This is a genomic window from Streptomyces sp. MCA2, from assembly GCF_023544705.1.
GTDB lineage: Bacteria > Actinomycetota > Actinomycetes > Streptomycetales > Streptomycetaceae > Streptomyces > Streptomyces decoyicus.
Genome location: NZ_JAMJFM010000029.1, coordinates 20565 through 47531, shown reverse-complemented (window position 1 = coordinate 47531; position 26967 = coordinate 20565). Strand labels below are relative to the sequence as shown.

The 26967-nt window shown below is 70.4% G+C and carries 18 protein-coding genes; 7 read left to right on the top strand and 11 right to left on the bottom strand.

Annotated features, from left to right (window positions below; all coding sequences use genetic code 11):
* Nucleotides 1–9 precede the first annotated feature (9 nt).
* A complete protein-coding gene (locus M8I34_RS23500; protein ID WP_250052190.1) occupies nt 10–738 on the bottom strand; it encodes an amino acid ABC transporter ATP-binding protein in 729 nt (242 codons plus the stop codon).
* A 193-nt stretch (nt 739–931) separates the two neighbouring features.
* A complete protein-coding gene (locus M8I34_RS23495) occupies nt 932–1372 on the bottom strand; it encodes a DUF6278 family protein (protein WP_030984131.1) in 441 nt (146 codons plus the stop codon).
* 215 nt (nt 1373–1587) lie between these two features.
* On the opposite strand from M8I34_RS23495, the gene M8I34_RS23490 reads away from it, so the two are divergent.
* Nucleotides 1588–3399, top strand: a complete 1812-nt coding sequence (locus tag M8I34_RS23490) for an SGNH/GDSL hydrolase family protein (protein WP_250052067.1) — start codon at nt 1588–1590, stop codon at nt 3397–3399.
* An 87-nt stretch (nt 3400–3486) separates the two neighbouring features.
* On the opposite strand, the gene M8I34_RS23485 is transcribed toward M8I34_RS23490, so the two are convergent.
* The 6 genes from M8I34_RS23485 to M8I34_RS23460 form a co-directional block, all read right to left on the bottom strand.
* Nucleotides 3487–4266 (bottom strand): exodeoxyribonuclease III, encoded by a 780-nt coding sequence (locus M8I34_RS23485; RefSeq protein ID WP_244417979.1) that lies wholly within the window; start codon nt 4264–4266, stop codon nt 3487–3489.
* A 37-nt stretch (nt 4267–4303) separates the two neighbouring features.
* Complete coding sequence (locus M8I34_RS23480) at nt 4304–4945, bottom strand: MBL fold metallo-hydrolase (RefSeq protein ID WP_244417980.1); 642 nt, start codon at nt 4943–4945, stop codon at nt 4304–4306.
* Nucleotides 4946–5275: 330 nt separating this feature from the next.
* Nucleotides 5276–6559, bottom strand: a complete 1284-nt coding sequence (pcaC, locus tag M8I34_RS23475; RefSeq protein ID WP_250052065.1) for a 4-carboxymuconolactone decarboxylase — start codon at nt 6557–6559, stop codon at nt 5276–5278.
* A 468-nt stretch (nt 6560–7027) separates the two neighbouring features.
* Nucleotides 7028–8131: an IS110 family transposase gene (locus M8I34_RS23470; RefSeq protein WP_250052063.1), complete on the bottom strand. Its 1104-nt coding sequence runs from the start codon at nt 8129–8131 to the stop codon at nt 7028–7030.
* 270 nt (nt 8132–8401) lie between these two features.
* Nucleotides 8402–8593 carry a hypothetical protein gene (locus tag M8I34_RS23465; RefSeq protein ID WP_250052061.1) on the bottom strand — a complete coding sequence of 64 codons (192 nt, stop codon included), beginning with the start codon at nt 8591–8593 and terminating at the stop codon, nt 8402–8404.
* A gap of 130 nt (nt 8594–8723) precedes the next feature.
* Complete coding sequence (locus M8I34_RS23460; RefSeq protein ID WP_250052059.1) at nt 8724–9089, bottom strand: SgcJ/EcaC family oxidoreductase; 366 nt, start codon at nt 9087–9089, stop codon at nt 8724–8726.
* 142 nt (nt 9090–9231) lie between these two features.
* Between M8I34_RS23460 and M8I34_RS23455 the strand changes: the two genes are divergently transcribed.
* A complete protein-coding gene (locus M8I34_RS23455; protein ID WP_250052057.1) occupies nt 9232–9852 on the top strand; it encodes a TetR/AcrR family transcriptional regulator in 621 nt (206 codons plus the stop codon).
* Nucleotides 9853–9956: 104 nt separating this feature from the next.
* Here M8I34_RS23455 and M8I34_RS23450 read toward each other — a convergent pair whose 3' ends face one another.
* Entirely contained in the window at nt 9957–10988 is a 1032-nt protein-coding gene (locus tag M8I34_RS23450) for a nitronate monooxygenase (RefSeq protein WP_250052055.1), read from the bottom strand.
* Between the two features lie 139 nt (nt 10989–11127).
* Nucleotides 11128–11841, bottom strand: coding sequence for an SDR family NAD(P)-dependent oxidoreductase (locus tag M8I34_RS23445; RefSeq protein ID WP_250052053.1), 714 nt, complete (start codon nt 11839–11841; stop codon nt 11128–11130).
* Between the two features lie 214 nt (nt 11842–12055).
* On the opposite strand from M8I34_RS23445, the gene M8I34_RS23440 reads away from it, so the two are divergent.
* Entirely contained in the window at nt 12056–12358 is a 303-nt protein-coding gene (locus M8I34_RS23440) for a muconolactone Delta-isomerase family protein (protein ID WP_250052051.1), read from the top strand.
* Nucleotides 12359–12527: 169 nt separating this feature from the next.
* Nucleotides 12528–13136 (top strand): NAD(P)H:quinone oxidoreductase, encoded by a 609-nt coding sequence (gene wrbA / locus M8I34_RS23435; RefSeq protein WP_250052049.1) that lies wholly within the window; start codon nt 12528–12530, stop codon nt 13134–13136.
* Nucleotides 13137–13409: 273 nt separating this feature from the next.
* On the opposite strand, the gene M8I34_RS23430 is transcribed toward wrbA, so the two are convergent.
* Nucleotides 13410–13910, bottom strand: a complete 501-nt coding sequence (locus tag M8I34_RS23430; protein WP_250052047.1) for an IS110 family transposase — start codon at nt 13908–13910, stop codon at nt 13410–13412.
* Nucleotides 13911–15044: 1134 nt separating this feature from the next.
* Between M8I34_RS23430 and M8I34_RS23425 the strand changes: the two genes are divergently transcribed.
* Genes M8I34_RS23425 through M8I34_RS23415 form a run of 3 tightly spaced genes read left to right on the top strand, consistent with a single transcriptional unit; the run spans nt 15045 to nt 26951 of the window.
* Nucleotides 15045–19784 carry a DUF6603 domain-containing protein gene (locus tag M8I34_RS23425; RefSeq protein ID WP_250052045.1) on the top strand — a complete coding sequence of 1580 codons (4740 nt, stop codon included), beginning with the start codon at nt 15045–15047 and terminating at the stop codon, nt 19782–19784.
* Nucleotides 19785–19788: 4 nt separating this feature from the next.
* Entirely contained in the window at nt 19789–22506 is a 2718-nt protein-coding gene (locus M8I34_RS23420) for a DNRLRE domain-containing protein (RefSeq protein WP_250052043.1), read from the top strand.
* Nucleotides 22506–26951 carry a discoidin domain-containing protein gene (locus M8I34_RS23415; protein ID WP_250052041.1) on the top strand — a complete coding sequence of 1482 codons (4446 nt, stop codon included), beginning with the start codon at nt 22506–22508 and terminating at the stop codon, nt 26949–26951. Before M8I34_RS23420 ends, M8I34_RS23415 begins: the two co-directional genes overlap by 1 nt.
* Nucleotides 26952–26967: the final 16 nt, after the last annotated feature.

The window sequence follows — 26967 nt, the reverse complement described above, 5'->3', positions numbered from 1 at the left end:
CGCCCCCGTTCAGTGCTTGAGGATCTTGGAGAGGAAGTCCTTCGCCCGTTCGCTGCGCGGCGCGGTGAAGAATTCCTCGGGGGTGCGGTCCTCGACGATGCGGCCGTCGTCCATGAACACCACACGGTTGGCTGCGGAGCGGGCGAAGCCCATCTCGTGGGTGACCACGACCATCGTCATCCCGTCCCGGGCGAGCTGCCGCATGACTTCCAGCACCTCGTTGATCATCTCCGGGTCGAGGGCGGAGGTCGGCTCGTCGAAGAGCAGCGCCTTGGGGTCCATGGCGAGTGCGCGGGCGATGGCGACGCGCTGCTGCTGGCCGCCGGAGAGCTGCGCCGGATATTTGTCCGCCTGGTCGGCGAGCCCTACCCGCTCCAGGAGTTCGCGGGCGCGCCGCGCGGCCTCGTCCTTCTTCGTCTTCCGGACCTTCATCGGCGCCAGCATCAGATTGTCCAGCACGGTCTTGTGCGCGAAGAGATTGAAGGACTGGAAGACCATGCCGACATCGGCCCGCAACTGGGCCAGCGCACGGCCCTCTTCGGGCAGCGGCTTGCCGTCCAGCTCGATGGTGCCCGACTCGACGGTTTCCAGGCGGTTGATGGCCCGGCACAGGGTGGACTTCCCGGACCCGGAGGGCCCGATGACCACCACCACCTCCCCGCGGCCCACGGTGAGCTCGATGTCCTGGAGGACATGCAGCTTTCCGTAGTGCTTGTTGACCCCGCGCAGTTCAATCAGCGCCTCACCGGCCATATGCAGACCTGCCCACTCTCATCCGTACAGCGCAGAGCTCGCAACCTACCGGGGCAAATAGGGCGCTTCTTCGCTGACACGCACGTATGCATAGAGATGGGCGGATAAATCAGAGTTACCGACGAACCTGCCGCGAGGCCGCCGCGGAGCCCTCGCCCCGCGCTCCCCGCGGGCGGAGTCAGGTCTCGGAGACCTCGGCATAGACCTGTGACAGCTCGGGCGCTCCGGTATCGGCCCACTCATGGCCCATGGCGACCACATCGATCTCCCGTCCGGACTCCAGCCGGACCACCGGCTGCCCGTCCGGCCAGACGTGCCAGACGGCGCCGCGCACCGTGCGGACCAGCACCGTGCCGAGGTAGAGACCGGCGTCGTTGCCGAGCCAGGGCAGCACCTCCGGGTCGTCCCGCCATACGGGCTGAAGCTGGTCCAGCGCCTCCAACGACCGCTCCGAGTCGTCCAGTTCCACACCCGCAGTGGCCGCCTGGGCCCGCAGCAGCGCGCACTCGGACAGCAGCTCGACGACGCTTTCGGGGTCGGCGCGCACCGACTCCGCCAGCGGCACGGACCGGTGTGCATGCTGACGCTTGCGCCACTTGTCCAGAAAAGACATGTTCATGGTGTGCAGGGTCCCACCCGACCTGTGGTCGCGGCCACAGGCGCGCGGCTCAAGCGTGCCCCGTTCGTCACCTTGACGCCTCCTCAACCTCTCCCTACCTTCATGGCGCTCGGATCGGATCTGCTGGATCCCCAGGAACCTCTCGCCCCTCGCGGGACCGGCCTGGAACGCAGTTCACACCTGCCCGTTGACGCCACCCGGAGGGATACGGACCGATGCGTGTACGACGATGGGGCACCGCCCTGACACTGCTGCTCTCCGCGACCGCACTGCCGACCACCGGAGCCGGGACCGCGACCGCCGTCGCGGCACGCGCGCCGCACCGCCCGCTGCCCTTGGCGCGGCTCTTCGACAACCGGGCGGTGAGTGACAACTCCCGTCCCGGGGCGGCCGACTTCGACGGTGCGGGCCATTCGCTGTCCGCGCAGGACCTGGCGGCGGCCGGCTGGTCGCCCGGGAGCGTACTGACCCTCGAAGGCACCCGGCTCGGCCTGCCGCGCACGACACCCGGGACCCCGGACAATGTGGTGGCGGACGGCCAGCCGGTGGCGGTGCGCGGCCGGGGCGAGGCCCTCACCTTCCTGGTCGCCGGGACGGGCGGCGCGGCCTCCGGCACCGGGACGGTGCACTACCGCGACGGCTCGCACAGCACCTACGAACTCACCGCGCCCGACTGGCGGTCGGGGCCGCTGAGCACCAAAGCCGTGGCGCTGCCCCATATCAACGGTCCGGAAGGTCAGTCGTCCGGGGCGGCGCGGCTGTACGCGGTGACCGTGACGCTGCGAGCGGGGCGGGAAGTGAGCTCGGTGGTGCTGCCCAAGGCGTCCGCGGCGTCCGGCGCACTGCATGTGTTCGCGGTGTCCGTACGGGACACCGGGCGCGGCAGGACCGGGAGTTGGGCGGCGAGCACGGCGGGCTACCGGGCCGTCGGGCCCTGGACCGACCGTACGCTGCGGCTGGTCGTGCACAGCGGCGCGGGCGGCCCCCGGGCACGGATCCGGATCGCCAACACCTTCGCCGCCACACCGGTGGAGGTCGGGGCGGCCAGCATCGCGGTGCGCGGCGCGGGGGCGGCGGCGGACGGCGTCCCGGTCCCCCTGACCTTCGGGAAGGGGCGCACCGGGACCCGTATAGCGGCCGGGGCCGAGGCGTTCAGCGATCCCGTCGGCTTCACCGTCCCCGCCGACGCCGATCTGCTGGTGAGCATCCATCTGCCGGGGACGGTGACGGCGGCGCCGGTGCATCAGGAGGCGGCCCAGCTGTCGTATCTGAGCGCCGCGGGCAGCGGGGACCGCACCGCGGACGCCGGGGACGCGGCCTACCCGGAGACGATATCCAGCTGGCCGTTCCTGACGGGTGTCGATGTCGAGGGCGGTCCCGGCTCGGTCGTGGCCCTGGGCGACTCGATCACCGACGGGGTGAAGTCGACGAGCGGCACCAACCGGCGCTGGCCCGATGTGCTGGCCCGCCGCTTCCAGGCGCAGCACGCGCTGCCGCGCTACGGCGTGCTCAACCAGGGCATCTCGGCCAACCGCATCGTCACCGACCGCTATCAGGGCGACGGGGTCAGCACCGACACCGGCGGGGTGAGCGCCCAGCACCGGCTGGAGCGGGATGTGCTGGCCCAGCCCTCGGCACGGACGGTGGTGGTGTTCGAGGGCATCAACGATGTGCGCTGGGGGACCTCGGCCGATGAGGTCATCGCCGGGCTGCGGGCCCTCGCGCGGCGGGCGCACGAGCGGGGGCTGCGGGTCGTGGTGGCCACCGTCGCGCCCTGCGAGGGCTACCCCGACTGCACCGCGGCCGTGGAGGCCCGCCGGCAGGCCGTCAACGCCTTCCTACGCGACCACGCCCGCACCGTCTTCGATGCGAGCCTGGACTTCGACGCCGTACTCCGTGATCCGCAGCGGCCCCAACGGCTGCTGCCCGCCTACGACAGCGGCGACCACCTCCACCCCGGCGACACGGGCCTGAAGGCGCTCGGCGACGCGGTGGACCTCAGCGCGCTGGTACCGGTGCGGAGCTGAGGCCCGCGCCGGTGCCCGCCCCGCGGGCCGGCCGCCGGCAGACCCACGGGGTTCCCTCGCAGGGCACGCCCTGGCAGAGGGTGTCTCCTAGACGTCGAGGTCCACCACGACCGGGGCGTGGTCCGAGGCGCCCTTGCCCTTGCGCTCCTCGCGGTCCACATAGGCGTCCGAGACGGCCTTGGCGAACGGCTCGTTGCCGTAGACCAGGTCGATGCGCATACCGCGGTTCTTGGGGAAGGCCAGCTGGCGGTAGTCCCAGTAGGTGTACGGACGGTCGTACTTGAGGGGGCGCGGCACGACGTCCGACAGGCCCGCCTCGCGCAGGGCCGTCAGGGCGGCGCGTTCGGCGGGCGTGACGTGGGTGGCGCCCTCGAAGACGGACGGGTCCCAGACGTCCTCGTCGGCCGGTGCGACGTTGTAGTCGCCGAGGACCGCGAACGGGCGGGGGCCCGCCGCGTCCTCGGCGACCGCGGTCTTCAACGCCTCGAACCAGCCGAGCTTGTAGGTGTAGTGCGCATGCCCGACCTCGCGGCCGTTGGGGACGTACACCGACCAGACCCGGGCCGGGCCGCAGGTCGCCGACACGGCCCGCGGCTCCTGCACGCCGTCGTAGTCCGGACCGCCGGGCAGGCCCATGACGACATCGTCGAGCCCCACCTTGGACAGCAGCGCCACGCCGTTCCACCTGCCGTCGGCGTTGACCGCGGCTTCGTAGCCGAGCGCGCGCAGCTCGTCGTACGGGAACTGCTCGGCGGTGCACTTGGTCTCCTGGATGCACAGCACGTCCGTGCCGGTGCTCTCCAGCCAGGCCAGCAGCCTCGGGAGACGGGCGGTGATCGAATTGACGTTCCAGGTCGCGATGCGCATGTCTGTAAACCTACAGCCCGGCACTGACAGTCAGGCCTCAGCCGAGTGCGGTGCCGTGGCCCGGGGCGAGCCGGCCGTGATCGGTACCGCCCAGCTTGTCGATCATGGAGTCGTAGAGCGGGCGGGCGTGGTCCTGGAGCAGACTGTCGTGGATGTCGATGGCGCGTTGCGGCGCGACCTCGCGCACATAGTCGATGATCTCGGCGACCTTGTTCCACGGCGCGTGGACGGGCAGCAGCAGGGTGTCGACCGTACGGCCCTCCGGGACGGTGAGGGCGTCGCCCGGGTGGAAGACCGTGCCGCCGTCGATGAGATAGCCGACATTGGTGATGCGCGGGATGTCCGGGTGGATGACGGCGTGCAGCTGACCGTGCACCTCCACATCGAAGCCGGCCGCGGTGAAGGTGTCTCCCTCGCCGACGGTGTGCACCCGGCCGGGGAACGCGCCCGAGAGCTGCTCGGCGACGCTGGCCAGCGTCCAGATCTCGGCCCCCGGGTTGGCTTCCATGCCCGCCCGCAGCCGGTCCACGTTGAAGTGGTCCATGTGCTCATGGGTGACCAGAATCGCGTCCGCGCCGACAGCCGCGTCCTCCTCGCTGAAGACTCCGGGGTCGATGACGAGCGTCTGCCCGTCCTTCTCCAGCCGGACACAGGCGTGGGTCTTCTTGGTGAGTTCCATGGGCCCATCTTGCCGTGGCACGCCCGCGCCGTCCCGCTGCCGGCTCCTTCCCCGCTTCCTCCCCGCCGCCGCCTCCCCACCGCCTCCCCCGCCCCGTCAGGGGTGGGCACCCGCGTCACTACACCCGCCCACCCCCCGAAGGGGGGTGGGCGGCGGGGAAAAAACCAAAGGGGTACGCGCCAAAGCCCCCAGGAGACGCGTCACAGGCCCACAACGGCAACGGCGGCACCGGCGGCAAGCGGCAAGCGGCAAGCGGCAAGCGGCAAGCGGCAACGACACGAGAAACCCGGGCGAACCGCCCACAAACACGGCCCGCAGCCGCCCCGGCCCTCACGCCTCCGGCGTCGTCTCCTCCCGGATCACCCGTTGGGCGACCGCGAAGGCGGAGTTCGCTGCCGGGACACCGCAGTAGACGGCGGTGTGCAGCAGTACTTCCTTGATCTCCGTGGGGGTGAGTCCGTTGCGCAGGGCCGCGCGGGTGTGCAGCGCCAGCTCGTCCTGGTGGCCGCGGGCGACCAGCGCGGTGAGCGTGATGATGCTGCGGGTGCGGCGGTCGAGGCCCGGACGGGTCCAGGTCTCGCCCCAGGCATAGCGGGTGAGGAAGTCGTGGAAATCGCCGGTGAAGTCATCGGCGGCGGCCTCGACGCGGTCGACATGGGCGTCGCCGAGGACCTCACGGCGGACCTTGATGCCCGCTTCGTAGGTGGCTCCGCGGTCCGGCTCCGGCTGGGCGAGGCCGGACTCTATGGCGGCCGGGGGTGCCAACGGGGGCGGCGAAGGCGCGATCTGCGGCTTGGGGACGGCGGCACCGATGGCGGTCTGGCCGCCTGGACCGGGCTTGTCGTGCCAGGCCGAGGAGAAGTGCCGGATGAGGAGTTCGGTGACGGCCGAGGGCTGCTCGACAGGTGCGAGGTGCGAGGTTCCGGGCACCAGCGCCAGACTCGCGTCCGGTATCCCGGCGACGAGGGTGCGCGCGTCCGTGGTCGGGGTGACCTGGTCCTCGGAGCCGACGACGACGAGCGTGGGCACGCCGACCCGGCCGAGCGAGGACCGCACGTCGAAGGCCGCCAGCGCCTCACAGGCGGCGATGTAGCAGCCGGGGTCGGTGGTCCGCACCATCTGGACGGCCCATTCGACGATCGCGGGCTGGGCGCCGGCGAAGCCCTGGGTGAACCAGTGCTCGGGCGCGGTGCGGGCGATCGGGTCGAGTCCGTTCGTACGGATGACCACGCCGCGCTGGCGCCAGGCGTCGGCGGTGCCGTAGCGCGCCGAGGTGGACACCAGGGCCAGCGAGGTGACCTGGCGCGGGCGGGTGAGCGCCAGCTGAATGCCGATGGCTCCGCCGATGTTGCAGCCGGCGTAGCCGAAGCGGTCCACGCCCAGGGCGTCGAGGGTCGCGACCAGCCGGTCGGCCAGCTCGGCGATGGAGGCCGCCGCGTGGGCGGGCGAACCGCCGTGTCCGGGCAGGTCGAAACGGATGACGCGCCAGTGGCGGGTCAGCTCGGGGATCTGCCGGTCCCACATGTGCCATGTGGTACCCAGAGCGGCGCCCAGGACGAGTACGGGGGCGTCGTCGGGGCCGTCAATCCGGTGCTGCAGGGTCTTCTCACTCACCCGGCCACGCTACCGACTCTTTGACGCGATCCTTACACCCGGGTCAGGAAGAGCCGTCGGATCGTGACCGCCGACCGTGCCCGAAGCAGGGTTTGCGCAGGTCAGAGCCTCAGCGTGGAGCGACATCGACGATCGCGTGCCCCGGCTTGCCGTAGCTCACCGTGATCTGCTGGTACGGATGCGGTGCCTTGCTCGTGATCAAGGCCGGGGTCTTCTGGCCCGGAGAAGCGGCGTTGCGGGGTGGGCGCGGACAGCTCACTCACGCCTTGCACGCTCTCAGATCTCACAGAAGCCCCTATAGCGGGGGCCTGCGGGGAGGTAGACCGTGTCGCGCCACGAGGGCCGTAACAGCGCAGGTCACGCTCCGGTTGAGGGCAGCGTTCGGCACCGAGCGACGTGGAGCGCCACGCTCAGCTCGGAAGGTGTGGCACCGCCTTCGGGGCCGGAGCCTGAGCCCCTGGCGGGGTCCTATACCACTTCGCGGAAGGTGCTCTCGGGCCGGACCAGGTGGAAGAACTCACGGGCCACGTAGCGTTTGAGGCAGCGGACGATCTCACGTCGGGTCTTGCCTTCCGCGATGCGCCGTTCGTAGTAGGCCCGGGTACGGGGGTCGTACCGGAGGCGGGCGTGCACAATGCGGTGGAGCGCTGAATTGGCCTGCCGGTCTCCCCCACGGTTGAGCCGCCAGCACCGCTCGCGCCCCGAGGAGTACTCGATGGGGCTGACCCCGCACAGCGCAGCGAACGACGCCTCGCTGTGGAGGCGTCCCGGATTGTCTCCCATCGCAATCATCAAAGTCGCAGCGCTGTCCGGCCCAATGCCCACCGGTGCCAGCAACTGCGGGAAGTGGTGTTCCACGAGCCGGGACAGGCGCTGGTCGAGTGCGCGGATCTGTTCGGTCAGCTGCTCGATGCGCTGCGCCAGCAGACACAGTGTGATGCGGGTGGCCTGGAGCACGTCCTGCCCCGGGCCACCGTCCTCCTCGATGCCACCGAATCGCGCGCAGGTGCGGAACAGCGCGGAGTTGCTCAGCCCTGCCAACTCGTCCCGCAGCACGGGATCTGCGGTGACCACGATGGCCTTGAGCTGGTTGATCGCCTGGGTGCGGGCCTTGACCGCGGAGTCCTTGGCAAGTTTGAACATCCGGGCGCTCTGCACCGGCCCGTCGCCGGTTTCGGCCTGCACGCGGGCCCGGCCGTTTAGCACCGCGCGCGCCGCCTCCTGCGCATCCAGCGGGTCCGTTTTCCCGTTCCTGCGGCGGGCCGCACGGTCGGGCCGGTTCACGTCGATCACCTCGATGCGCTGGGCCAGGAGGTAGCGGCACAGGCCCGCACCATAGCTGCCGGTCCCCTCCACCCCGGCCCGGGACACTTTGCCGAACTGGCAGGCCCATTCAAGGAGCTGGCGGTAGCCGGCCGCGGTGGTGGGAAAGGCCGCGGTGCCGAGCACCGCTCCGAGCGAGGAGAGTACGGCGGCAACATGCAGATCCCGGTGGGTGTCCACACCGAGGGCAATCTCCCCCGCCCTCGACGGGAGCGGGCGCGTTGCTGGGGCGGTGAGCGTGCTGGTCATGGGCAGTCGTCTCCCGGCTGAACGGCGTGGCAAGGGGCCTGTACCAGACCGGGCGGGCGGTCGGAACTGTGACTGCGCTGGTGGACGGCAGAGCCCCTATCGAGACACGTCCCACCGGCCTGGTGCCGGCAACGCGCCGCCCCTCGCCGAAGACCGACACATCTGTGACAAGACACCGTTGGTCCGCTCTCACGCGAGTCAGATCCCAGCCCGGGACAGCACCCGTCGATTCTCCCAACCCGGCAGCCACTTCACGGGCGTACTGTCCCATCACGTCCAGATCAGCAGATGAAGGCGGGCGAAACGCCGTATCCTCGCCGGCCTGTGGCACGCGCCCGCCGGCACCGACGGAGCCGAGAACACCGTGGGCTGCTCCAGCACCGGCTCCAGCGAGGCCGCGCCGATCGGCAGGTAGGGCTCGATGAACTTCCACTGATCGTCGGTGAGTTGCCTACGCGTCACGCCCGGCGTCCTACCGGTTTCTGTCCCCGTACGGGGACAGAAACCGAAGATTGATCACAGCTCACACGGGCCCTGGGCCTGGGCGAAGGTCGGTGCACGTCCGGTACTCCGCCTGGCCCGGCCGTGTTCGCTAGTGTTCGGCCTCGACGCGGGAGACGTGGTACTGGCGGATTCGCCAGCCGGCGTCGTCGAGTTGGAGCACCAGCGACAGATGTACATGGGCCTCCCAGTCGTGCGCGTCGCCGAACGTGACGTCCGCGAAGCCTCCGGCGGCCTGCTCGCCGATCGTGTAGGTGTGCAGGACCGTCACCTCGGCCCTTCGGTCGGGCGGTACGGCTTCGTAGTAGCCCCGTACCGCCTCCCGGGCTGTGAGGACGGCAGGTCCGAAGCCCTGGAAAAGGGCGTCCGGGGTGAACAAATCGGCCATGGCGTCGGGCTGATGGCCGTCGAAAGCGGCCTTCCAGCGCCGAAGAACGTCATGCAGCGGATGGCTCATTTGCTTCAGCTCTCATCTGTGCGTGGGCCTGTGGGCAGCGGCTCCCCCGCAGGCGGTTGCGGACTGCGGCCGAGCGGCCCCGGAGAGCTACTAGTCGACCGGTCTAGTAGCAAAGTAGTCGAGCGGTCGTATACTTGCAACCATGGGACGGACCAGTGATGCCAGGGAGAAGATCATCAGTGCCACGCAGTCGCTCATCGAGCTGCGTGGTTACTCGGCGCTGGGCGTGGCCGAGATCTGCAAGACGGCCGGGGTGCCCAAGGGGAGCTTCTACTACTTCTTCGAGTCCAAGGAGGCTCTGGCGCTGACCGTGCTCGACGAGCACTGGGCCGGCCAGCGTCGCGAGTGGACCCGCGTTCTGCGCGGCGACGCCGATCCTCTACAGCGGCTGCGGCAGCTCTTCGAGGAGACCGAGGCGAGCCAGCGCGCGGGGCAGAAGAGCTGTGGCACCGTCTCCGGCTGCTTGTTCGGGAACCTCTCGCTGGAGCTGAGCAACCAGACCGAAGTGATCCGCCGGCGCCTGCAAGAGATCTTCGACGCCCAGGTCGGCATGGTGGAGTCGGTCGTCGCCGAGGCGCGTGAGCGTGGCGAGGTCACTGTCGCCGACACTCATGAGGCGGCGCGATCGGTCGTCGCGCAGCTCGAAGGGCAGGTGCTGCTGGCCAAGCTCTACAACAACACGTCCCAGTTGAGCGTTCTCTGGGCGAATTGCCTGGCCCTGCTGGGGGCTCGGGCGCCGCAGGAGGCAGCGGCCGAGGCATGAGCCCTGGTCCGCTGCCGACAGGTCGATGCGTGGGGCGCCGGAGGGCGTCCGCCCGGAGGTGACGGACCGCCGGCGCCGTGGCGTGCGTCGGGCGCGGAGGGCGTTCAGACGTGGGAGGCCAGTCTCCGCAGGATCTGGGCGGCGGGCTCGGCGGTGGCCTGGCGGTACCCGGTCCCGGCCCACAGATTGATCCGCTCGGGGTCGCCGGCTGCGGCGGCGGCTTGGCGCATCGGCCTGGTCAGATGGTGCACGGCGGGATAGCCGGAGGGGGCGAGGTCGCTGTAGTGGTCGGTGAACCGGTTGGCCAGAGCCCGCGCGGGCCGGCCCGTGAACGCCCTGGTCATCACGGTCCGGTGGCGCTTCGGGTCGGCCAGGGCGGCCTTGTGGGGAAGCGACGTACCGGCTTCGTCCGCCCGCAGCAGGACCGTGCCGACCATGACCGCCTCGGCCCCGGCGCGCAGTGCCTCGGCCACGTCGGCCGGGGTGGCCAGCCCGCCCGCGGCGACGAGCGGCAGCGACACCTCCTCCCGTATCCGCCCCAGCAGATCGGTCAGCGGCACGGAGGCCGGAACGTGCTCGGGGGTGAACGTGCCGGAGTGCCCTCCCGCGGCCGACGCCTGTACGGCCAGTGCATCGGCGCCCGCGTCCGCGGCCAGGCGGGCCTCCGCCGGTGACGTGACCGTCTGGACGACCAGGGTTCCGGCGGCGCGCAGCGCGGCGATGACGGCTGCGTCCGGGATGGCGAAGGTGAAGCTGACGACCGGTACCGGTGCGGACAGCAGCAAGTCGATCTTGTCCGACCAGTGGTCGTTGTCCTCGGTGATTCCCGCCGCCTGGACGTCGAGTTCGTAGGCCCGGGCTTCGGGGGCGATCGCGGCGGCATAGCGCCGGAAGGCCTCCGGATCGACCGGCAGGGGGTGGGGAGCGAAGAGGTTGACCCCGAAGGCGATGTCGTGGCGTCGGGCCTCGGCGATCTGCTCGGCCAGCACGTCGGCGGTCTTGTATCCGCCCGCGAGGAACCCCAGTCCGTTCGCCCGGGCCGCCGCCACGACCAGTGCGGGGGTGCTGGGACCGCCGGCCATCGGCGCGGCCAGAACCGGGTTGTCCACGGCGAGGCCGTTGAGTGGCGAAGTCATGGAGTGTCCTCTCCTCGTGAGACGGGGACGTACGTGGTCCGGGACGAGGCAGTAGCCCGCCCGGGCCGCCGGACCGGTCCCGGGGGTGCCGGTCGGTTCGTCGTCAGTGCCGGGCGGGCCGGCGACGAGTGCCCGCCGCTCAGGATCCGGCGCTCTTGCCGCCGTCGACGTGGAGGATCTCGCCCGTGACGAACGGGGCGTTCTCCAGGTAGACGACCGCGTCGACGATGTCGCTCACCTCGCCCATGCGGCCGACCGGATGCAGTGCCGCGAGTGCCGCGTGATGCTCCTCGGAGTGCATGGGTGTCTTGATGGTGCCCAGCGCCACGGCGTTGCTGCGGATGCCGCGGCCGGCGTACTCGATGGCCAGCGCCTTGGTGGCCGACTGCAGTCCGCCCTTGGTCAGAGAGGCGAGTACGGAGGTCACCCTGGAGTCGGCCTGGTCGGCGAGTGTGCTCGTGATCTGCACCACGTGACCGCCGCCCTGCTCGAGCATGCGCTCCACCGCGAGCTGGGTGATGCGGAAGAAACCGTCCAGGTTCACGCCGAGCACCGCGTCGTAGTCACCCTTGGTGTAGTCGGTGAAGGGCTTCGCGACGAAGATCCCCGCGTTGTTGACCAGCGTGTCGATACGGCCGAAACGCTCGACGCCGGCGGCGATAACGCGCTCCGCGGTCGAGCGGTCGGCGATGTCGCCCTGGACGGTGACGACGTCGGGATCGTCGGACGCGGGGATGCGGCGCGAGGTGGCGACGACGCCGTAGCCCAGCTTGCGATAGGCGGTGACAATCCCGGCCCCGATGCCCTGCGATGCACCGGTGACAACCGCGACCTTCTGAACCTGCGTGCTCATGGTGACCTGACCTTCTTCAAGGGAGAGGGGGACTGCCTGACTAGTAGCCGGGCGGTCGTCTATGTAAAGTAGACGACCGGTCGAGTTATTTCAAAAGACGTGCGTACCGCCGGGCACAGGGTGTGCGCCCGCGGAATCCATGGGCGGCGAAGCCGCCTCCTGCACGACGTCGCGAGGGGGCCGGCGGGCCCCGCAGAGAGAAGGAGAAGCTGTCATGAAGGAGTTCCTGGTCGAGCTCACCACCACCGTCCCCGAGGGCATCGGCCCTGCGGAGGTTGACCGTCGCCGCGCCGAGGAATCCGTCAGGGCCGGGGAGCTGGCCGCGGCGGGGCACCTCGTTCGGCTGTGGCGCCCGGCGGGCGAACTGCGCAGCATCGGTCTGTGGCGGGCCGCCGACGAGGGCGAACTGTACGAGAAGGTGCTCGGCACGCTGCCGCTCTGGCCGTGGATGACCTCGGCGGCGAGGGCCCTGGAACCTCACCCCAATGACCCGGGCAGGACTGCCGTCGCCACCTGAGCCCCACCCGGGTGCGGCTCGTCGTCCGACGGGCTTCATCGCTCCCGCCGTCATCGCGGGCACCCGGCCTTGACGCAACTCGACCGGTCGTCTAGCTTGATTTAGACGACCGGTCGTCTAGTTCTTCCCATTCCATTCAGAATCCCTGAAACCGAACGGAGCCATCGCCGTGGCCACTCCCGTCAAGCTTTCGATCGTCTACTACTCCTCCACCGGCACCATCACCGAGATCGCCAAAGAACTGCGCGATGCCGGCGTGAAGGCGGGTGCCGAGGTCCGCCTGGTGAAGGCCGCCGAGCTGGCCCCGCGGGCAGCCATCGAGGCCAATCCGGCGTGGGCGGCCAACCACGCCGCCACCGCGGACATCCCCGAGGCGACACCCGAGGACATCGAGTGGGCCGACGCCGTACTGTTCGGATCCGCCACCCGGTTCGGGAACCTCTCCTCGCAGCTCAAGCAGTTCATCGACACCCTCGGCGGGCTGTGGGGGCAGGGGAAGCTGGCCGACAAGGTCTACAGCGGCTTCACCTCGTCCGCGACCGCCCACGCCGGCCAGGAGACGACGCTCCAGGCGCTCTACACCAGCGTCCACCACTTCGGCGGCATCGTGGTCGCCCCGGGCTTCACGGACCCGGTCAAGTTCGCCGACGGCAACCCTTACGGCACCTCGCACGTGGACGGGCAGGGCACGAACCCGGTGGACGACACCACCCGCGCCGCCGCCCGTCACCAGGCCCAGCGCGTGGTGAGGATAGCCGCGCAGCTCAAGGCAGCCTGACCCGCCCACCGGCCACGGCCAGGTAGCCCGGCGCCGCCACACCGGCGGCGCCGGCCGAAGCGTCACCATGCCGGCGCCGGGCGCGGAACCGACCGGCGCCGGCAGCGACTCCGGTCGATCGCCGTCCGACGACAGGACGGTGTCAGCGGCGGCCTCGGCCGCGCCTTCGCCGAGGAGGCGCCGGGCACCGGGTCGTCGGCACCGTGCGCAAGCCGGAACTTCCGGCCCCTGGCCTTCCACCTCACTGCCGACCAGGCCGCGATGCGCCCGCTATCACCCGGGGGATGGCCCCGGGTTGCCCAGCCGGGCCAGTTCTTCCCGCAGGTCCGGGTCAGCGGTGACGAGGACGGCCTTGAGCTGGTTGATCGCCTGGGTGCGCGCTTTGACTGCCGACCCTTTGGTGAGTTTGTACATCCGGGCGATCTGCACGGGTCCGTCGCCGGACTTGGCCCGGGCGCGTGCCCGCCCGCTCAGCACCGCCCGGGCCGCGTTCTGGGCATCGAGCGGGTCCGATTTGCCGCGCCGGCGGCGGTCGGTCCGGTCGGGCCGGTTCACGTCGAGCACTTCCACGCCCTGGGCCAGCAGGTAGCGGGAGAGGGCTGCTCCGAAGGAGCCGGTGCCCTCCACCCCGGCCCGCCGTACCGTGCCCAAGCCGCTGGTCCGCTGAAGCGGTTCGCGGTATCCGGCCGCGGTGGCCGGGAACTCTTCGGTACCGATCACCGCCCCCACCGGGGAGAGCACGGCCGCCACATGAGCATCCCGGTGCGTGTCCACTCCGAGGTCCACCTCCCCCGTAGGCCGGCGTCGGCGAGTACGCGGGGTTAAGGACGTAGCGGTCATGTTCGTTCACCCTCCGACCCGATGGCGCATCGCGTGGCCGGCACCGGCCCGCGCGGGCGGTCAGAACTGTGAATAGACCTGATGGGTCGGCAGGCCCCTATCGGGACACACCCGGCCGAGCCCGGTGCCAGCAACGCACCATCCCCGGTCAGCGGTCGACACAGCGTGAGTAAGACACCGCGGTCAGAGTTCTCATGAGTCAGACCCCGGCCCGGGACAGCACCCACCCATGCTCCCAGCACAGCAGCCGCAGCGCGGGGGCGCACGGAAGCGAACAGGGAACTCGCAGCGCTGAAGCTATCTTTGTGTGCAGGTCGGGACACCCGCGCCCGGTCTCATCGCCCCAGCGACGACCTGCGCAGCCGCCTGCGATCAGCAACGACGAAGCCTTCGGGCTCCGGCGCGGACATCAGGGCCCCCGGAGACGCAGGTACAGCACTGACCAGAAGTCCAACGTCATCCAACGGCGCCTGCTCGCCGTCGGCATGTCGGCCTGAGGGTCTAGGGGTTGATGACCGTCAGGGCGCCCGCCCCCGGGTCAGTGGCGTAGACCGCGCCGGAGGTGGCAGTCGCGTTGAATGGGTCGGTACCCCGAAGGAACCACGGCGGCGGTGGCCGTGGGGGTCGATCACGGACACCTGGCCCGGGGCGAGCACAGCGACATAGGCAGGCGATCCGTCCGGTGCCAGCGCCATGTCGAAGGAGCCTTGACATGCCGCACCGTTCGGCCAGCCGGACGCACCGCCGCATCCCACGTGCCCGGGCAGAGCCTTCGACGATCAGGGGTAACGGTGCCCTCTCCCGACTCAGGGCACCTGAGGCGGCGGTAGCCGACAAGGGGCGCAACGATGACGGTGAGTGAGTACCCATAGCACGGCGCAACCGCCATGGTGGGCTTTGGGGCGATTGGCGGTATCTGTTCGCTCCCTTGAACGTGACATTGCCACGCGACATGAGGCCGTGGTCCTATCTCGCCGTGCCTCGGGCATCGGGCGGTGTGCGGCCCTCGTTGCGTCGGCACGGAGTTCCTGCATATCTCCTGCCGTCGCCTATGAGAGGGCGTCCTCCATGCCCGTTTCCGTCGACGATCTCCTGGAACACTTCCCGGCCGAGGGCGGCTCCTTCGCCCTGGATCCCGAGCCGTGGGAATGGAAGCTCTCGGAGCTGCTGGCGTTGCTGAAGGCCGGTACCCGGCTGGTGGTCGAGCAGGCTCGGGAGGTGAACGACGAAGCCCTGTCATTCGCCGGTACGGTGCGGGTGGCCGGGGAAGCGGTGGCGGTTCAGCTGAAGTTCGCCCGTGATCAGGCACACGGGTGGGTGACTGGGCTGTCGGTGCGGGTGGTGATGGACACCACGGTCGCCGCGCTGGCCGAGCTGTGGGGTGTGGAACTGGCGGATGCGCCACAGGTGTTCCTGGCCGGCGTTCAAGAGCTGTCGTTTGTCCATGACTTCGACACGGGCTCGGTGGTCGCCGCCGTGGAGACCGAGCACCTCCGTCTGGTCTTCGCCGCGCCCAGCGCGGGAGAGGCGCTGGTGGCGCTGATCGGGCTGAAGGACGTGCATGCCTCATCGGCTGACCTTCCCTACCTCGGCGAGGAGTTCCCGGAGGACGCCCGGCTGGGTGTGCGTGGCCTGGAGCTGATCGCGGTGGCACCCGGAGGGATGAGCGCGGGAGATGGCGTCCGGGTCAATGCCGCCGTTGCCGCCGCGGTGGCAGACCCCGGCCAGTGGTGGCCCGCCCTGCCGGGCCGCGACCTGGAGGCAGGTCTGTGGGCGGGTGCCGCCTGCCTGCTGCCCGGCGAAGAGACTCGGTTGTGGGTGGTGCGCCTGGAGGCACCGCCGTCCTGGATGCCGGATTTCGGCCCGGTCACCTTCCCGTTCGGCCCGCTGCGGCTGCGACTGACGGGGTTCGGTCTGTCGTTCTCGGCCACCGGGCTGCATGTCGACTTCGAGGCGGGCTTCGACCTCGGTTGGCTCACCCTGGAACTGCCCGGCCTGGGCTTTGAGTTCAGCTTTCCCGAGGTGGGGGACGTGGAGGTGGCGGGCCGCCTCCCCAAGCTGTCGCTGGGCCGGCCGGGCGGCACGGTGCACTTCGACATCGGTGACCTGCCCGGCTTCCCGGGCCTGCCCGGGGCCGGGCTGCTGACCGGCTGGTCCCCCCAGGCGAACATCCCGGTACCGGACCTGCTCGGCGTCTTCGGCATCGACATGCCACCGCTGCCGGACCGGTTCACCCCGCAACTTCCCTCGCTGGGCTTCCGGTTGGACCTCACACTGGGAGACTTCGCGCTCATCGGCGAGTCCCCGTGGCTACGGGTGGTCTTCGGCGGACTGCCCGCCCTGCCCGAGTGGGGCACCCCATGGGGCAAGGTCGCCCTGCTCGGCGTCAACGGGCTCGACGCCCTGCTGCCGGACCTCCCGTTCATCGGCAAACTGCTGGAAGGGATCCAGGACTTCCTCCTCAACGGGATCAGCCTCGCGGCGATCGGCACCGGGCTGAGCCTGCCGCAGGCCGACCGGCTGAACGGCTGGATCGGTTCCCTGGGGTCCGGCTCATGGTGGCCCGGTCTGACCCCGGTATCCGGCGGCGGCAGCTGGCAGCCGGGGCTCTCTTTGGATCTGGACTGGCGGATCCCCGGCACCTCATCAGTGCGTTGGGGTCTGCCCTGGCCGCCGCAGGGCCGCCCGGACCTCTCCTGGCTGCCGGGCATCCCGGATCTGGCGCTGGGGCCACTGCACCTGTCCGGGATCGGACTGTCCTGGCCGGACCCGGAGGACCTCGACTGGACGGTCAGCGCGGACTGGGTGCTGCGCCTGGTGTTCGACGCCACGATCGACCTCGGCGGGGGCTTCTCGCTGGGTCTGCCCGGGCTGGGCTTCGACTTCGACCTGAAGAACTTCGGGGTGCATCCAAGGTTCCCTGGCATCTCCCTCCTCCTGCCCGGCGGCTTCACCATGGACTTCGCCGTCCCGACCGAGAACTTCCCGTGGCCGGAGAGCGTCACCGGCCGCTGGCATGCTGAGCAGGGGGGAGTGCCGGCAACGGACATCGCCCGGTTCCTGGGCGTGGACGTGTCCGAGGCCATCCCCGAGTCGCTGAACCCGCAGCTGACCTCCGCCGGTTTCTCCTACAACTTCAGGAGCCACCTCCTGGTGGTCACCGCCACCACCGAGAAATACGGGTGGGCGGTCGCGACCGTGCCGGCCAACACACGCCAGCGCCGCAACCTCATCGCGCTGCGCGCTTCCGCCCAGGTCAGGGCCTCCGACCTGCCGGTCGCCGTCGAGACACCGGAGGACGCCGACATCATCCTGGGCGAGATCCACCTCGCCTACGCCGAGCATCCGTGGGACAGGACCGAGATCTACACGCTCAACCGGTTGCTGGCCGAGCTCAGCGTCTCCGCGCCGTGCCCGCTGCCCGAGTTCCTGCCCGGAGACCTGGAGAAGGGCCCTCAGCTGTGGGCAGTACTCCGTTGCGGAAACGCCCAGGCGACGCTGGCGCATCCGGAGCGGGCGGTGCCGATCACCGGTCAGGTCATCGTGCCGCGGGATAACCCGGCCGGTTCCTCCCACGACCTGCTGGGCCATGTCATCGGCGCGGTGCGGTTCAGCAATGCCCGGCTCGGCTTCGGCTACGGGCTGCTGTATCTGGCCTTCGACGCCTCGATGACCGTCGGCCCGCTGGTCGTGGAACTGATCGGCCTCGGGGTCGGGCTCGACAAGGACTTCGACGCCCGTCCCGTGCTGCAGGGCGCGGCCGTGGCGATGGAGTACCCGGGCCCGCCCAAGGTCGAGATCTCCGGCGCGCTGGTGAACCTGGACCTCGGCCCGGACTTCGACCTGGCGCTGGCCGGGGCGGGACGCCTGGACATCCAGGACCTGTTCGCCCTCCAGGTCTTCGGGAGCTGGGTCCGCAACAAGACGGACGGCTGGACCTCGCTGTTCGCCTACGCCGAACTCGTGGCGGGCAGGTCCCGGGCCAACGGGCTCTTCACCATCGGCCCGGTGACGGTGACCGGAATCGCGCTCGGTTTCGGCATCAACAGCACCGTACGAGTCCCCACCACCGCGGAGATCAGCAGGTTCCCTCTGGTCAAACGGCTGGGCGCGGCACCGGCGACGCCGGGGGGCGAGGTGGAGCCGCGCACCCCCGGCCAGGCGCTGAACGAACTTGCGGCACCGCCTGGCTGGATCACGCCGGCACAGGGCCAGTACTGGATCGCGGGCGGAGTCGAGTTCACCGTCTACAAGTTCATCAACGCCCGCGTCCTGGCCCTGGTGGAGTGGGGCCAGGCGGGCTGGAAGGCCATGCTCGCGGGCAGCACCACCCTGTCCCTGCCGCCCACCGTGCCCAACGAGAGCGACGCGCGGAGCTCCTCGCCCCAGCGACTGAAGATCGGCCCCGCGCTGGGCAAAGTGGTCGTCGACTTCGTGTTCGTCTACGACTCCTCGCTTAGCCGCTTCTCCATGGACTCGGTGATCGCCAAGGGCTCGTACATCATCGACCCGGCCGCAGAGCTGACCGGCGGCATCTCCCTTTATGTGTGGGGCAAGGACATCCCCGGGCGCGGCATCACCAAGGGCTTCGTGCTCTCGGCGGGCGGCTACCACCCCCAGTTCCCGCGCCCCGCCCACTACCCCACGCCGCCCCGGGTGGGCATGATCTGGGCCCGGGGCCCGGTGACCCTCAAGGCCCAGGCGTACGCGGCGCTCACCGATGGGGCCTTCATGGTCGGCGGAGCGTTCGCCGCCATCTACGACGGGCACCACGGCATCCACGTCCAGGCGTGGTTCACCGCCCACCTCGACGCGCTCGTCCAGTGGAAGCCCTTCTACGCCGACATCGCGCTGGGGGTGAGCATCGGGGTCGCGGCCACCGTCAAGGTGCTCTTCGTGCGGATCCGCGTCTCCCTGGAGATCGGGGTGAGCCTGCAACTGTGGCTGCCGCCGGTCGGCGGCCGGGCCAAGGTCAAGGTGTGGTTCATCTCCTTCAGCCTCGGCTTCGGCGCCGACCGGGTGGGAGCACCCCCCGTCCCGTGGGAGGACTTCCGGATCCAGCTGCCCGCACCCCTGCGCACCGCGCCGAAGAGGGGCTGCGAACTGCCGGATGTGACAACGGGCGAGTCCGAAGCGCGGGCCGCTGCCGGTGCCCCGCTCCTGGTGCGCATCGACGGCTTCACCGTCGCGGTCGAGTCCGCGGTACCGGCCTCGAAGATCACCGTGAACGGGACGACCGTCGCGGGCAGTGACGCGGCCCGCGTCGAAATCCGGCCGATGCGGCTGAGCGGCGTGGTGAGCGAGCAGGCCGTCGGCATCCTGGACGGAAGCGGGCAGCCCTACGACTGGAAGGAGGCGAAGTGGCAGGTCACCCCCACCACCGAGGGCGTGCCCCAGGCCCTGTGGGGCAAACCGCTCGCCAACCCCCACGAGGCCCTGAAGCAGCAGGGACTGGTCCCGGGCCGCCTGACCGGCCTGACCGTCAAGGTGCCGTCGCCGACCCTGGGCCCGTGCGTCGGTCCCGTACCCACCGAGGCCCTGGACGTGGACGGCCTGCCGCCCGGGAACATGCCCCTGCACGACACGGCGGTTGCCGGCCCGCCTCCCGAGCCCGGTGAGGACGGCAACAGCGTCGGGGTGATCGCCGACACCCTCGTGCCGACCACGGCCACCCGCACCAAGGTGCACCAGGCCCTGGCCGCGTTCGGTGTGGCGCCGGACAGCGACGGTCCGCTGACCCGCTACGCCGGCCTCGCCGGCAATTCCCTGACCGACTTCCCGATGCTCACCGCCACCGGCACGAGGTGACCGCATGACCGACAGCCCCGACCTGAACGTCACCTTCTACAACTCTCTGCAACCCGCGGCCACCGCCGGCGTCTACACCGTCACCGTGGAGCAGCACCTGGTCCGCGACGGGGTCCGGATCGATCCGCAGGACGACCCCCTGCCCGAGGTCGCGGACCGGTACGAGATCCTCGCGGCCCAGTTCTTCCTGGACCCCACCACCGTCCACGCCACCTATCCGGCCGCCGGTGCGTCGGGCCTCTACACGCATGTGCTGCCGCACATCACCTTGAACCGGGCGCTGCTGCCCTGGGAACGGGAGCTCATCAGCCGTTCCGAGGAGCGGGAGCCGTGGCTGGCGCTGCTCGTCTTCGCCGAGGGCGAGGTCGACGACGACCCCGAGGCGGAGGGGGGCTTCACCCAGCGCACCGTGCGGGAGTTGCGTAACCCCGGAGCGGGCACGCTCGGCCCGGCCCTCAACGACCGGGTCGACCAGGACCTTGAGTGCCGCACCATCGACGTTCCGGCGCGCGTGTTCACCGCAAACGTGCCGCGCGAGGACGAACTGCGTTTCCTGACCCACATGCGCGACGTGGCCACCGCCCCGCAACGCCGCGATGACGGCGAGGTCATGACCGAAGGCCAGTACGCGGTCGTCGCCGCCAACCGTTTCCCCCGCGCCCCGGGCAGCTACGCGGTGCACCTGGTCTCCCTGGAGGGCTGGACCGGCCGCCTGGCCGAGGGCTCTCTGCCCGGCGACACCGAACGCGTACGGCTGTGCAGCCTGTGGTCCTGGTCCTTCACGAACGACCCCGACGGCAGTCTCAACCCGGGCAAACTGCTGCGCAACCTGGTGGCCCCCGGCGAGGACGACCGCGAGAACCTTGCCCTGCGCCTGGTGCCGTCCGGTGCCACAGCGTCCTCCCAGGAAGCGGAGTACGCGCTCCAACGGTTACGCCACGGCTACACCGCCGTGGCCTACCGCACCCCGTCCGGGGAGAACACCTACGCCTGGTACCGCGGCCCCTGCACCCCGCTGACCGCCCCGCAACTGCCCCTGAACGAGACCGACGGTCCCTACACCACGGCCGACCACGCCCTGATCTACGACCGGCAGCACGGCCTGTTCGACGTCAGCTACGCCGCCGCCTGGACACTGGGCCGCACCATCGCCCTCGCCGACCCCGACTACAGCGCCGAAGTCACCGCGGCACGCCGGGAAATGGCCAACCGCGACGCCACCTTGAGCACCCTGAGCGCCGATCCCGAGCGTGCCCGTCATGACCCCGATGCCCCGCCCGGCACCGCCGCCCTTCGCGAGCTGAGCACCGCGGACTTCGGCCCCGGGCTGGTCCGGGCCCTGCAAGCTCCCCTTGTCCGCGAGCCCAGCCCGCGGCGCGCCGCCCGCACCGCCCAGATCGGCACGCGCGCCCTGCTCGCCGACGCACGGGCGCGACAGTCACTCACGGCCGCCGCGGACGCGCGCACCCCCACCACGTCGCCCTGGCTCGAACGTCTGGGCCTGCTGCGCGGAGTGCCCTTCAACCACCTGGTCCCCGACCCGCGGATGCTGCCGCCGGAAAGCCTGCGAGCCTTCCGGATCGACCCCGGCTGGATCCAGGCCCTGGTGGCCGGCGCGACCGATGTGGGCGCCCACACCTCCGTCGACCGCGACCTGGAGCCGCTGCTGCGTCAACGCCTGCTCCGCGACCGCGGCACCGGGGAACCAGCCGCCGGCCTGCTGATCCATTCCGAACTCGTGCGTGCCTGGCCGGAGTTCGACATCCTGGCGACGGTCGAAGGCGACCCGGTCGAAGAGCTCCGCCGCGACCACCTCGCACACAACGTCCTGTTGCTGCTGTGGGACGCCGTCCCGGATCTCGTCGTCATCCGCGAGCCCGGGCAGGGCATCCATTTCGGCATCAACGACGCCGAGCGCATCAGCCTGCGGCATCTGACGGAGGGCCGGCTCGGATACCCCACCGGGGAGGAATTCCCGACAGCCGACACCCAGAAGACGGTCTTCGACTATCTGCGCCCCGGCCGTGCCGACGGCGGACGGGATGTGCTGCACCTGCGTGGCGATGACGGCCTGGTCTCCGCCCTGTCCACGGCCTGTGGTCTCACGGGCAACGACCGGCTGGAGCCGGGGCAGTTCGCCCTGGAACTCGTCAATGCGCCTGTCGAACAAGTTCTGTTGCCCCGGATGCTCCGGTGCAAGTGCGTCGCGGACACCTTCGTCAAGTACGACTCCGGGCCGGACTTCGGCTCCACCGACCCACTGCTCGTCAAGAACAATGGCCCCACCAGCAACGTCACCCGCATCGCCTATCTGCGCTTCGACACCTCCCGGCTCCCTCCCGCCGACCGCGTCGACCGGGCCGTGCTACGCGTCCATGCCTCGGCCATGGACACCGGCGACTTCGACCTGAAGGCGCACGGCACGGGCAGCGACTGGGAAGAGGCCGGCCTCGACTGGGCCGGCAAACCGGACCTCTCCGAGAGTCCCCTCGGCGTCGCGCACCTTGGACCGGTCGGCGTATGGGCATGGCTCGAATTCGACATCACCGAGTATGTCCGCCGCCAGGCCGGAAGCCGCCAGTTGTCCGTGGCGCTCACCAAGGACGAGTCACCCGTCCAGGCGGCCCACCTCACGTCCAGGGAAGCCGCCGATACCAGGCTCCGCCCCCATCTCGCCGTCACCATCAAGCAGTCGACACCGACCTCGGGGGAAGCGCGCTGATGAACGCCACCGACCTGATCGTGCCGGTCGAAGTCCACGCCCTCCTGGTCAACGACAAGGTGCGCAGCCAGCCCGTCCATCGCTACAAGCCCAGCTTCGACGGCATGCTGGGCACCATCGAGGGGACCGGCCGGGGCGCCGCCGAACCCGAGCCGTTCAGCGGCGGGAACGTCCAGATGGACGAAGGGGTCCATATCCAGTGGCAGCTTCCCGAGGCACTGACCGAAGGCGTCGTGGACGAGGCCACCGGGCAGACCGCCTACCCGCTGGTGCCCAATCGCTGGCTGGTCGTCCGCTACGCCCAGGTGCGCGGCGCCGCCAAGCCGGCCAGGGGCTGGGTCGTGCACAGCGACTACCTCTACAGCGACGATCCCGACGGCTGGGACGGCCATACGGCGATCAACAGCTTCCTCAACCCCCGCGCCCGGACGCCGGAGGTCGACTGGCTCGGCAATATCCACTCACTCGCCGACGGCCCCTGGCGGGAGCCCGAAGGGCGTGAGCTGTTCCTGACCGCGGTCGGTGCGGGCCTGCCGTCCTTCGCCGCCTACCAGGCGTACCACGAGAACGTCTTCTCGATGCACGACGATCTCGAAGACCTCAAAGACCGTAGCGAGGGCGACAGTTATCCGCCCGACGCCAGGCTGAGCTATCTGGTCGTCGGCTGGTACAGCGACACCACCGAGGACATCCTCGAACAGGCTGCCCGAATCCCGGGCCTGCTGCCCCCGGACAGCGAGGGCACCCGTGCCGAGGTGATGCAGGCCCTGGGCTGGACGATGGCCGGCCGAAGCGCCACCACCACCCTGGGCACCACCGAACCCCACGCACTCGACCACGTACTCGACCGCCGCCCGGACACCTACTACCTCAGCGCCCAACCCCCTGCCGACTCCAGCTGGATCACCATCGACCTGGGCAGCGAGCAGCAGATCAGCACCATCCGGGTGCACGCGGGCGATCTCGACGGCGGACACCTGCTGCCCGCCGTGCGCCTGCGGGCATCCCTGGACAACGCCGACTGGCCCGAAGCCCACCACCAGGACTTCGCGGCCGCAAGCCCCGTCATCGAGTACGTTCCCGCCGGCCCCTTCGCGGCCCGCTACGTTCAGCTGTGCCTCCTGGAAGCCGGCGACGAACCGGTCGCCGTACGCGATGTCGAGATCACCGCGGCACCCGCGGGCGAGCTCCGCACCGTCTACAGCGGCACCGCGCTGGGCCTGGAATGGCAGCGCGGCCAGGCCCCCGAGGATCCCGACCGCCCCGTCAACGGGGCACAACTCAAGATCGCCCTGGGGCACAGCACCGGTGAGGCCGCCGCGGCACTGGTCGGCCGACAGTCCCGCTCCTCCCACACCGGCCAGCTGTTCAGCGCCCTCTACCACGGCACCCTGGACACCTTCGACGGCGCCGACGGGGACCTCGACCTGGAAGAGATCACCCACAGCAGCTGGTTCTCCGGCCGGGACGGCGGCTCCAGCTGGCAGATCGCTCCGCGCCCCGTAGAGGACCCCGATGCCCAGCCGACGCGTCGCGGCGCCGACCTCAACCCCGCATGGCTGACAACGCTCAACTCCGACCAGAGCCGTTACGACGCCGCCCTGCGCCAACTGACCGCGAGCCAGTGGCGGGTGTGGTCCCTGTACTGGCTGAACGAGGTGCTACGCAACGTGCCCGCCCATCTGCGTCCGGACGACGCGCCCGCCGACTTCGAGGCCACCTGCGCCTGGCAACTCAACCCCGCCAACGACGGTGCCGCCAAGGCGGTCCAGACTCAGCTCGCCGAGCTCGACGCCCTCCGCAGCGAGCTTCCGCCCCCGGGCGACGACCAGGACGCCATCGACGCCTGGGCCACCGGCAAGGGACTGTCCGAGCACCTTCGGCTCAAGCGCCTGCCCAAGGCCGGCTTCCACAAGCCGGCCGATCCGGTCCTTCTCATCGAGGGCACCGGCGGCGGCACCGTGCCACTGACCCGCGACAGCGACAACCCGCTGCCCTGCCGCCTGCCCGCCACCCTGCTCAAGGCCGTCAAGCTGGACGGCGTCATGACGCCCGTACCCGAGAACCCGGATGACCCGGGCATTCCCGCGCTGCCGGCCTCCGCCACCGCCCTTCTCAAGGAGTTCGCGCTCCTGGAACGGGCCGCTCGCACCGGCGCGCCGGACAGCACGGCCCTGCACGACCTCCTCGAAAACCCCCAAGCCAACGCACAGGGAGTGCCGGCCGAGTTCACGGCACCGTGGCGCCAGCCCTGGCTGCCGATGTTCCTGATGTGGGAGCTCAACTTCTTCCCCACTCCCTACCGCACCGGCGAGGACTGCCACTGGACCTTCCAGGCTCCGGAAAAAGACACCGGCCTGAACTCCTACGGCTACCGCTGGAACGGCACCGGCACCCTCCCGGCCGACTCCGAGAGCGAAGGCAACGTACTGCACAGGCAGTTCCGCGGCCGCTCCTACCTCGCCCCCACCACGGTCTATGTCGCCCGCGCCCAACTGGCCCGGTACATGACCACCTATCCCGATGCCGACACGCGCTCGCTCGCCGCGCTGCGCGAGGAGCTGGAGAAGCTCGACATCCTCTCCCAGACCCTCGACGGCTTCAACGACTGGCTGTTGCAGCTCGACGGCGGAGCACAGGTACCGACCGAAGGGGAGGCGGCCCGCCTGACCGGGGACCAGAATCATGTACCCGACGGGGCGGGCCCCGGACAGCGGCGCTTCCAGCCCATTAGGGCCGGACAGTTTTTCTTCACCGGCCTGCGCGTAATGGACCGCTTCGGACGCACCCTGGACCTGGTCACCTCCGACGACGAGGACGGCAACTCGTACGACCAGTACCCGGTGCCCAGCCCCACGGTGACCCCCAGCAAGGAGCTGTACACCGAACCCGAGTTGATCAACCCTCAACGCTTCTTCCAGCTTCCGCCCCGGATCCTCCAGGACACCCGCCTCACGTTCAGTCCCGTCCCCGCCGCCCCGGCCGCGGTGGGCCAGGGCTCACCGGTCGCGGGCTGGCTTCTGGCCAACTACCTCGACCAGACACTCGGCGTCTACGGGCCCACCGGGCAGGCCCTGGGCGAAGTGCGCGTCCTCACCACCGTCGACGGGACCAAGGCCGCCGACTACAACCCACTCCCCCACTCCCCCTATCTCCGGCTCGACGATCAGCGGTTCGAGGACGACCACCCACAACTGCACGGATTCTTGGCGGCGTTGACCGGCCGCGAGAGCTCCGCGGACGCGTTCAAGGCCCTGCTCACCACCATCGACACCAGCCTCAGGACCACCGTCGACCCGGCTCCGGAAGACGACCACCTCCCCCTCCGCCTCATCGGCCGGCCGGTCGCCCTGATCCGCGCCGATCTCGAATTCGAGCTCGACGGCCCCCCGCTCACCGACCCCTCATGGGCAACCGTCCTCGACCCTCCCACGGCGGACTACCCCCAGGACACCTGGGCGATCCGGCTGGGCGACCCGTACAAGCTGGCCGACGGACTCATCGGCTACTACAGCGCCGAGCCCAACCGGGCCGTCGACTACGACCTGTTGCACGCCCATCAGCCGGCCGGGAACAGTGCGGGCTACATCGGGACCGTCAGCGGGGAAGACCTTGCCCTGCCCGCCCGCGCCTTTGGCCGCGTCACCCGTCATGTGACGCTCCTCGCCCACCCCCACCTGCCCGTCCACGCCACCACGGACATCCTCCCCGTCCACAGCCTCAGGCTCGACGCCGACCAGGTCCACCAGGCCCTCGCCTCCGTCCGCGCATCCTTCCGGCTCAACCCCCTGCTGGCCACCACCCGCAGCATGCGCACGGCCGCCACCACGATTCCGGCCGGCCACGGCAGCAGCACACCGGAAGCCGGGCCCATCGGCCTCATCCTCGACGGCAAGCCGGACACCTGGTACGAGAGCGGCTCGGCCCCCCGGAACGGAGACACCGTCACCGTCGACCTGGGTACCGTCCAGCCGGTCACCGGCGTCCAGGTCCTCCTTGGCGAGCCCGACGGAGCGCGCCTCCCCTCCGTCCGGCAGCTGAGGGCATCGGCCGACGGCGAGGAGTGGACCGACCTCACCGCCGACACCGCCAACCCGGCAGAACTGCACTGGCCCGCGGACGGCACCGTTGTGCCGCCCCTGACCGCGCGCTTCGTACGAATGGAACTGAAAGCCTCCCAGAGCACGGTGGTCATCCGCGGCCTTCAGGTCACCCCCGACGTCGACGCACTGGTCATCCCCCCGCTCTCGGTCCGCTACGGCACCTGGTCCTGGGCCCAGCCCGACGCCACCGAGGGCGACGCCGCCGGCTGGGACGAACGCGCGCTGATCCCCGCCGATCACCTCACCCACCCCGACGACCCAAACCCCACCGCGCGCGCGGGATACCTCCAACTCCGCCCGGCCACCCCGGGCTCCGGCCCCGAGCCGACCCCGCAGCCCTGACCCGCGCCCGCCGGAA

Excerpts from the sequence above, each read along its gene's own strand:
- M8I34_RS23495 (WP_030984131.1), bottom strand. The coding sequence starts at position 1,372 with ATGAACATGTCTTTTCTGGACAAGTGGCGCAAGCGTCAGCATGCACAC.
- M8I34_RS23490 (WP_250052067.1), top strand. The coding sequence starts at position 1,588 with ATGCGTGTACGACGATGGGGCACCGCCCTGACACTGCTGCTCTCCGCG.
- M8I34_RS23485 (WP_244417979.1), bottom strand. The coding sequence starts at position 4,266 with ATGCGCATCGCGACCTGGAACGTCAATTCGATCACCGCCCGTCTCCCG.
- M8I34_RS23480 (WP_244417980.1), bottom strand. The coding sequence starts at position 4,945 with ATGGAACTCACCAAGAAGACCCACGCCTGTGTCCGGCTGGAGAAGGAC.
- M8I34_RS23470 (WP_250052063.1), bottom strand. The coding sequence starts at position 8,131 with ATGACCAGCACGCTCACCGCCCCAGCAACGCGCCCGCTCCCGTCGAGG.
- M8I34_RS23460 (WP_250052059.1), bottom strand. The coding sequence starts at position 9,089 with ATGAGCCATCCGCTGCATGACGTTCTTCGGCGCTGGAAGGCCGCTTTC.
- M8I34_RS23455 (WP_250052057.1), top strand. The coding sequence starts at position 9,232 with ATGGGACGGACCAGTGATGCCAGGGAGAAGATCATCAGTGCCACGCAG.
- M8I34_RS23450 (WP_250052055.1), bottom strand. The coding sequence starts at position 10,988 with ATGACTTCGCCACTCAACGGCCTCGCCGTGGACAACCCGGTTCTGGCC.
- M8I34_RS23445 (WP_250052053.1), bottom strand. The coding sequence starts at position 11,841 with ATGAGCACGCAGGTTCAGAAGGTCGCGGTTGTCACCGGTGCATCGCAG.
- M8I34_RS23440 (WP_250052051.1), top strand. The coding sequence starts at position 12,056 with ATGAAGGAGTTCCTGGTCGAGCTCACCACCACCGTCCCCGAGGGCATC.
- M8I34_RS23425 (WP_250052045.1), top strand. The coding sequence starts at position 15,045 with ATGCCCGTTTCCGTCGACGATCTCCTGGAACACTTCCCGGCCGAGGGC.
- M8I34_RS23420 (WP_250052043.1), top strand. The coding sequence starts at position 19,789 with ATGACCGACAGCCCCGACCTGAACGTCACCTTCTACAACTCTCTGCAA.
- M8I34_RS23415 (WP_250052041.1), top strand. The coding sequence starts at position 22,506 with ATGAACGCCACCGACCTGATCGTGCCGGTCGAAGTCCACGCCCTCCTG.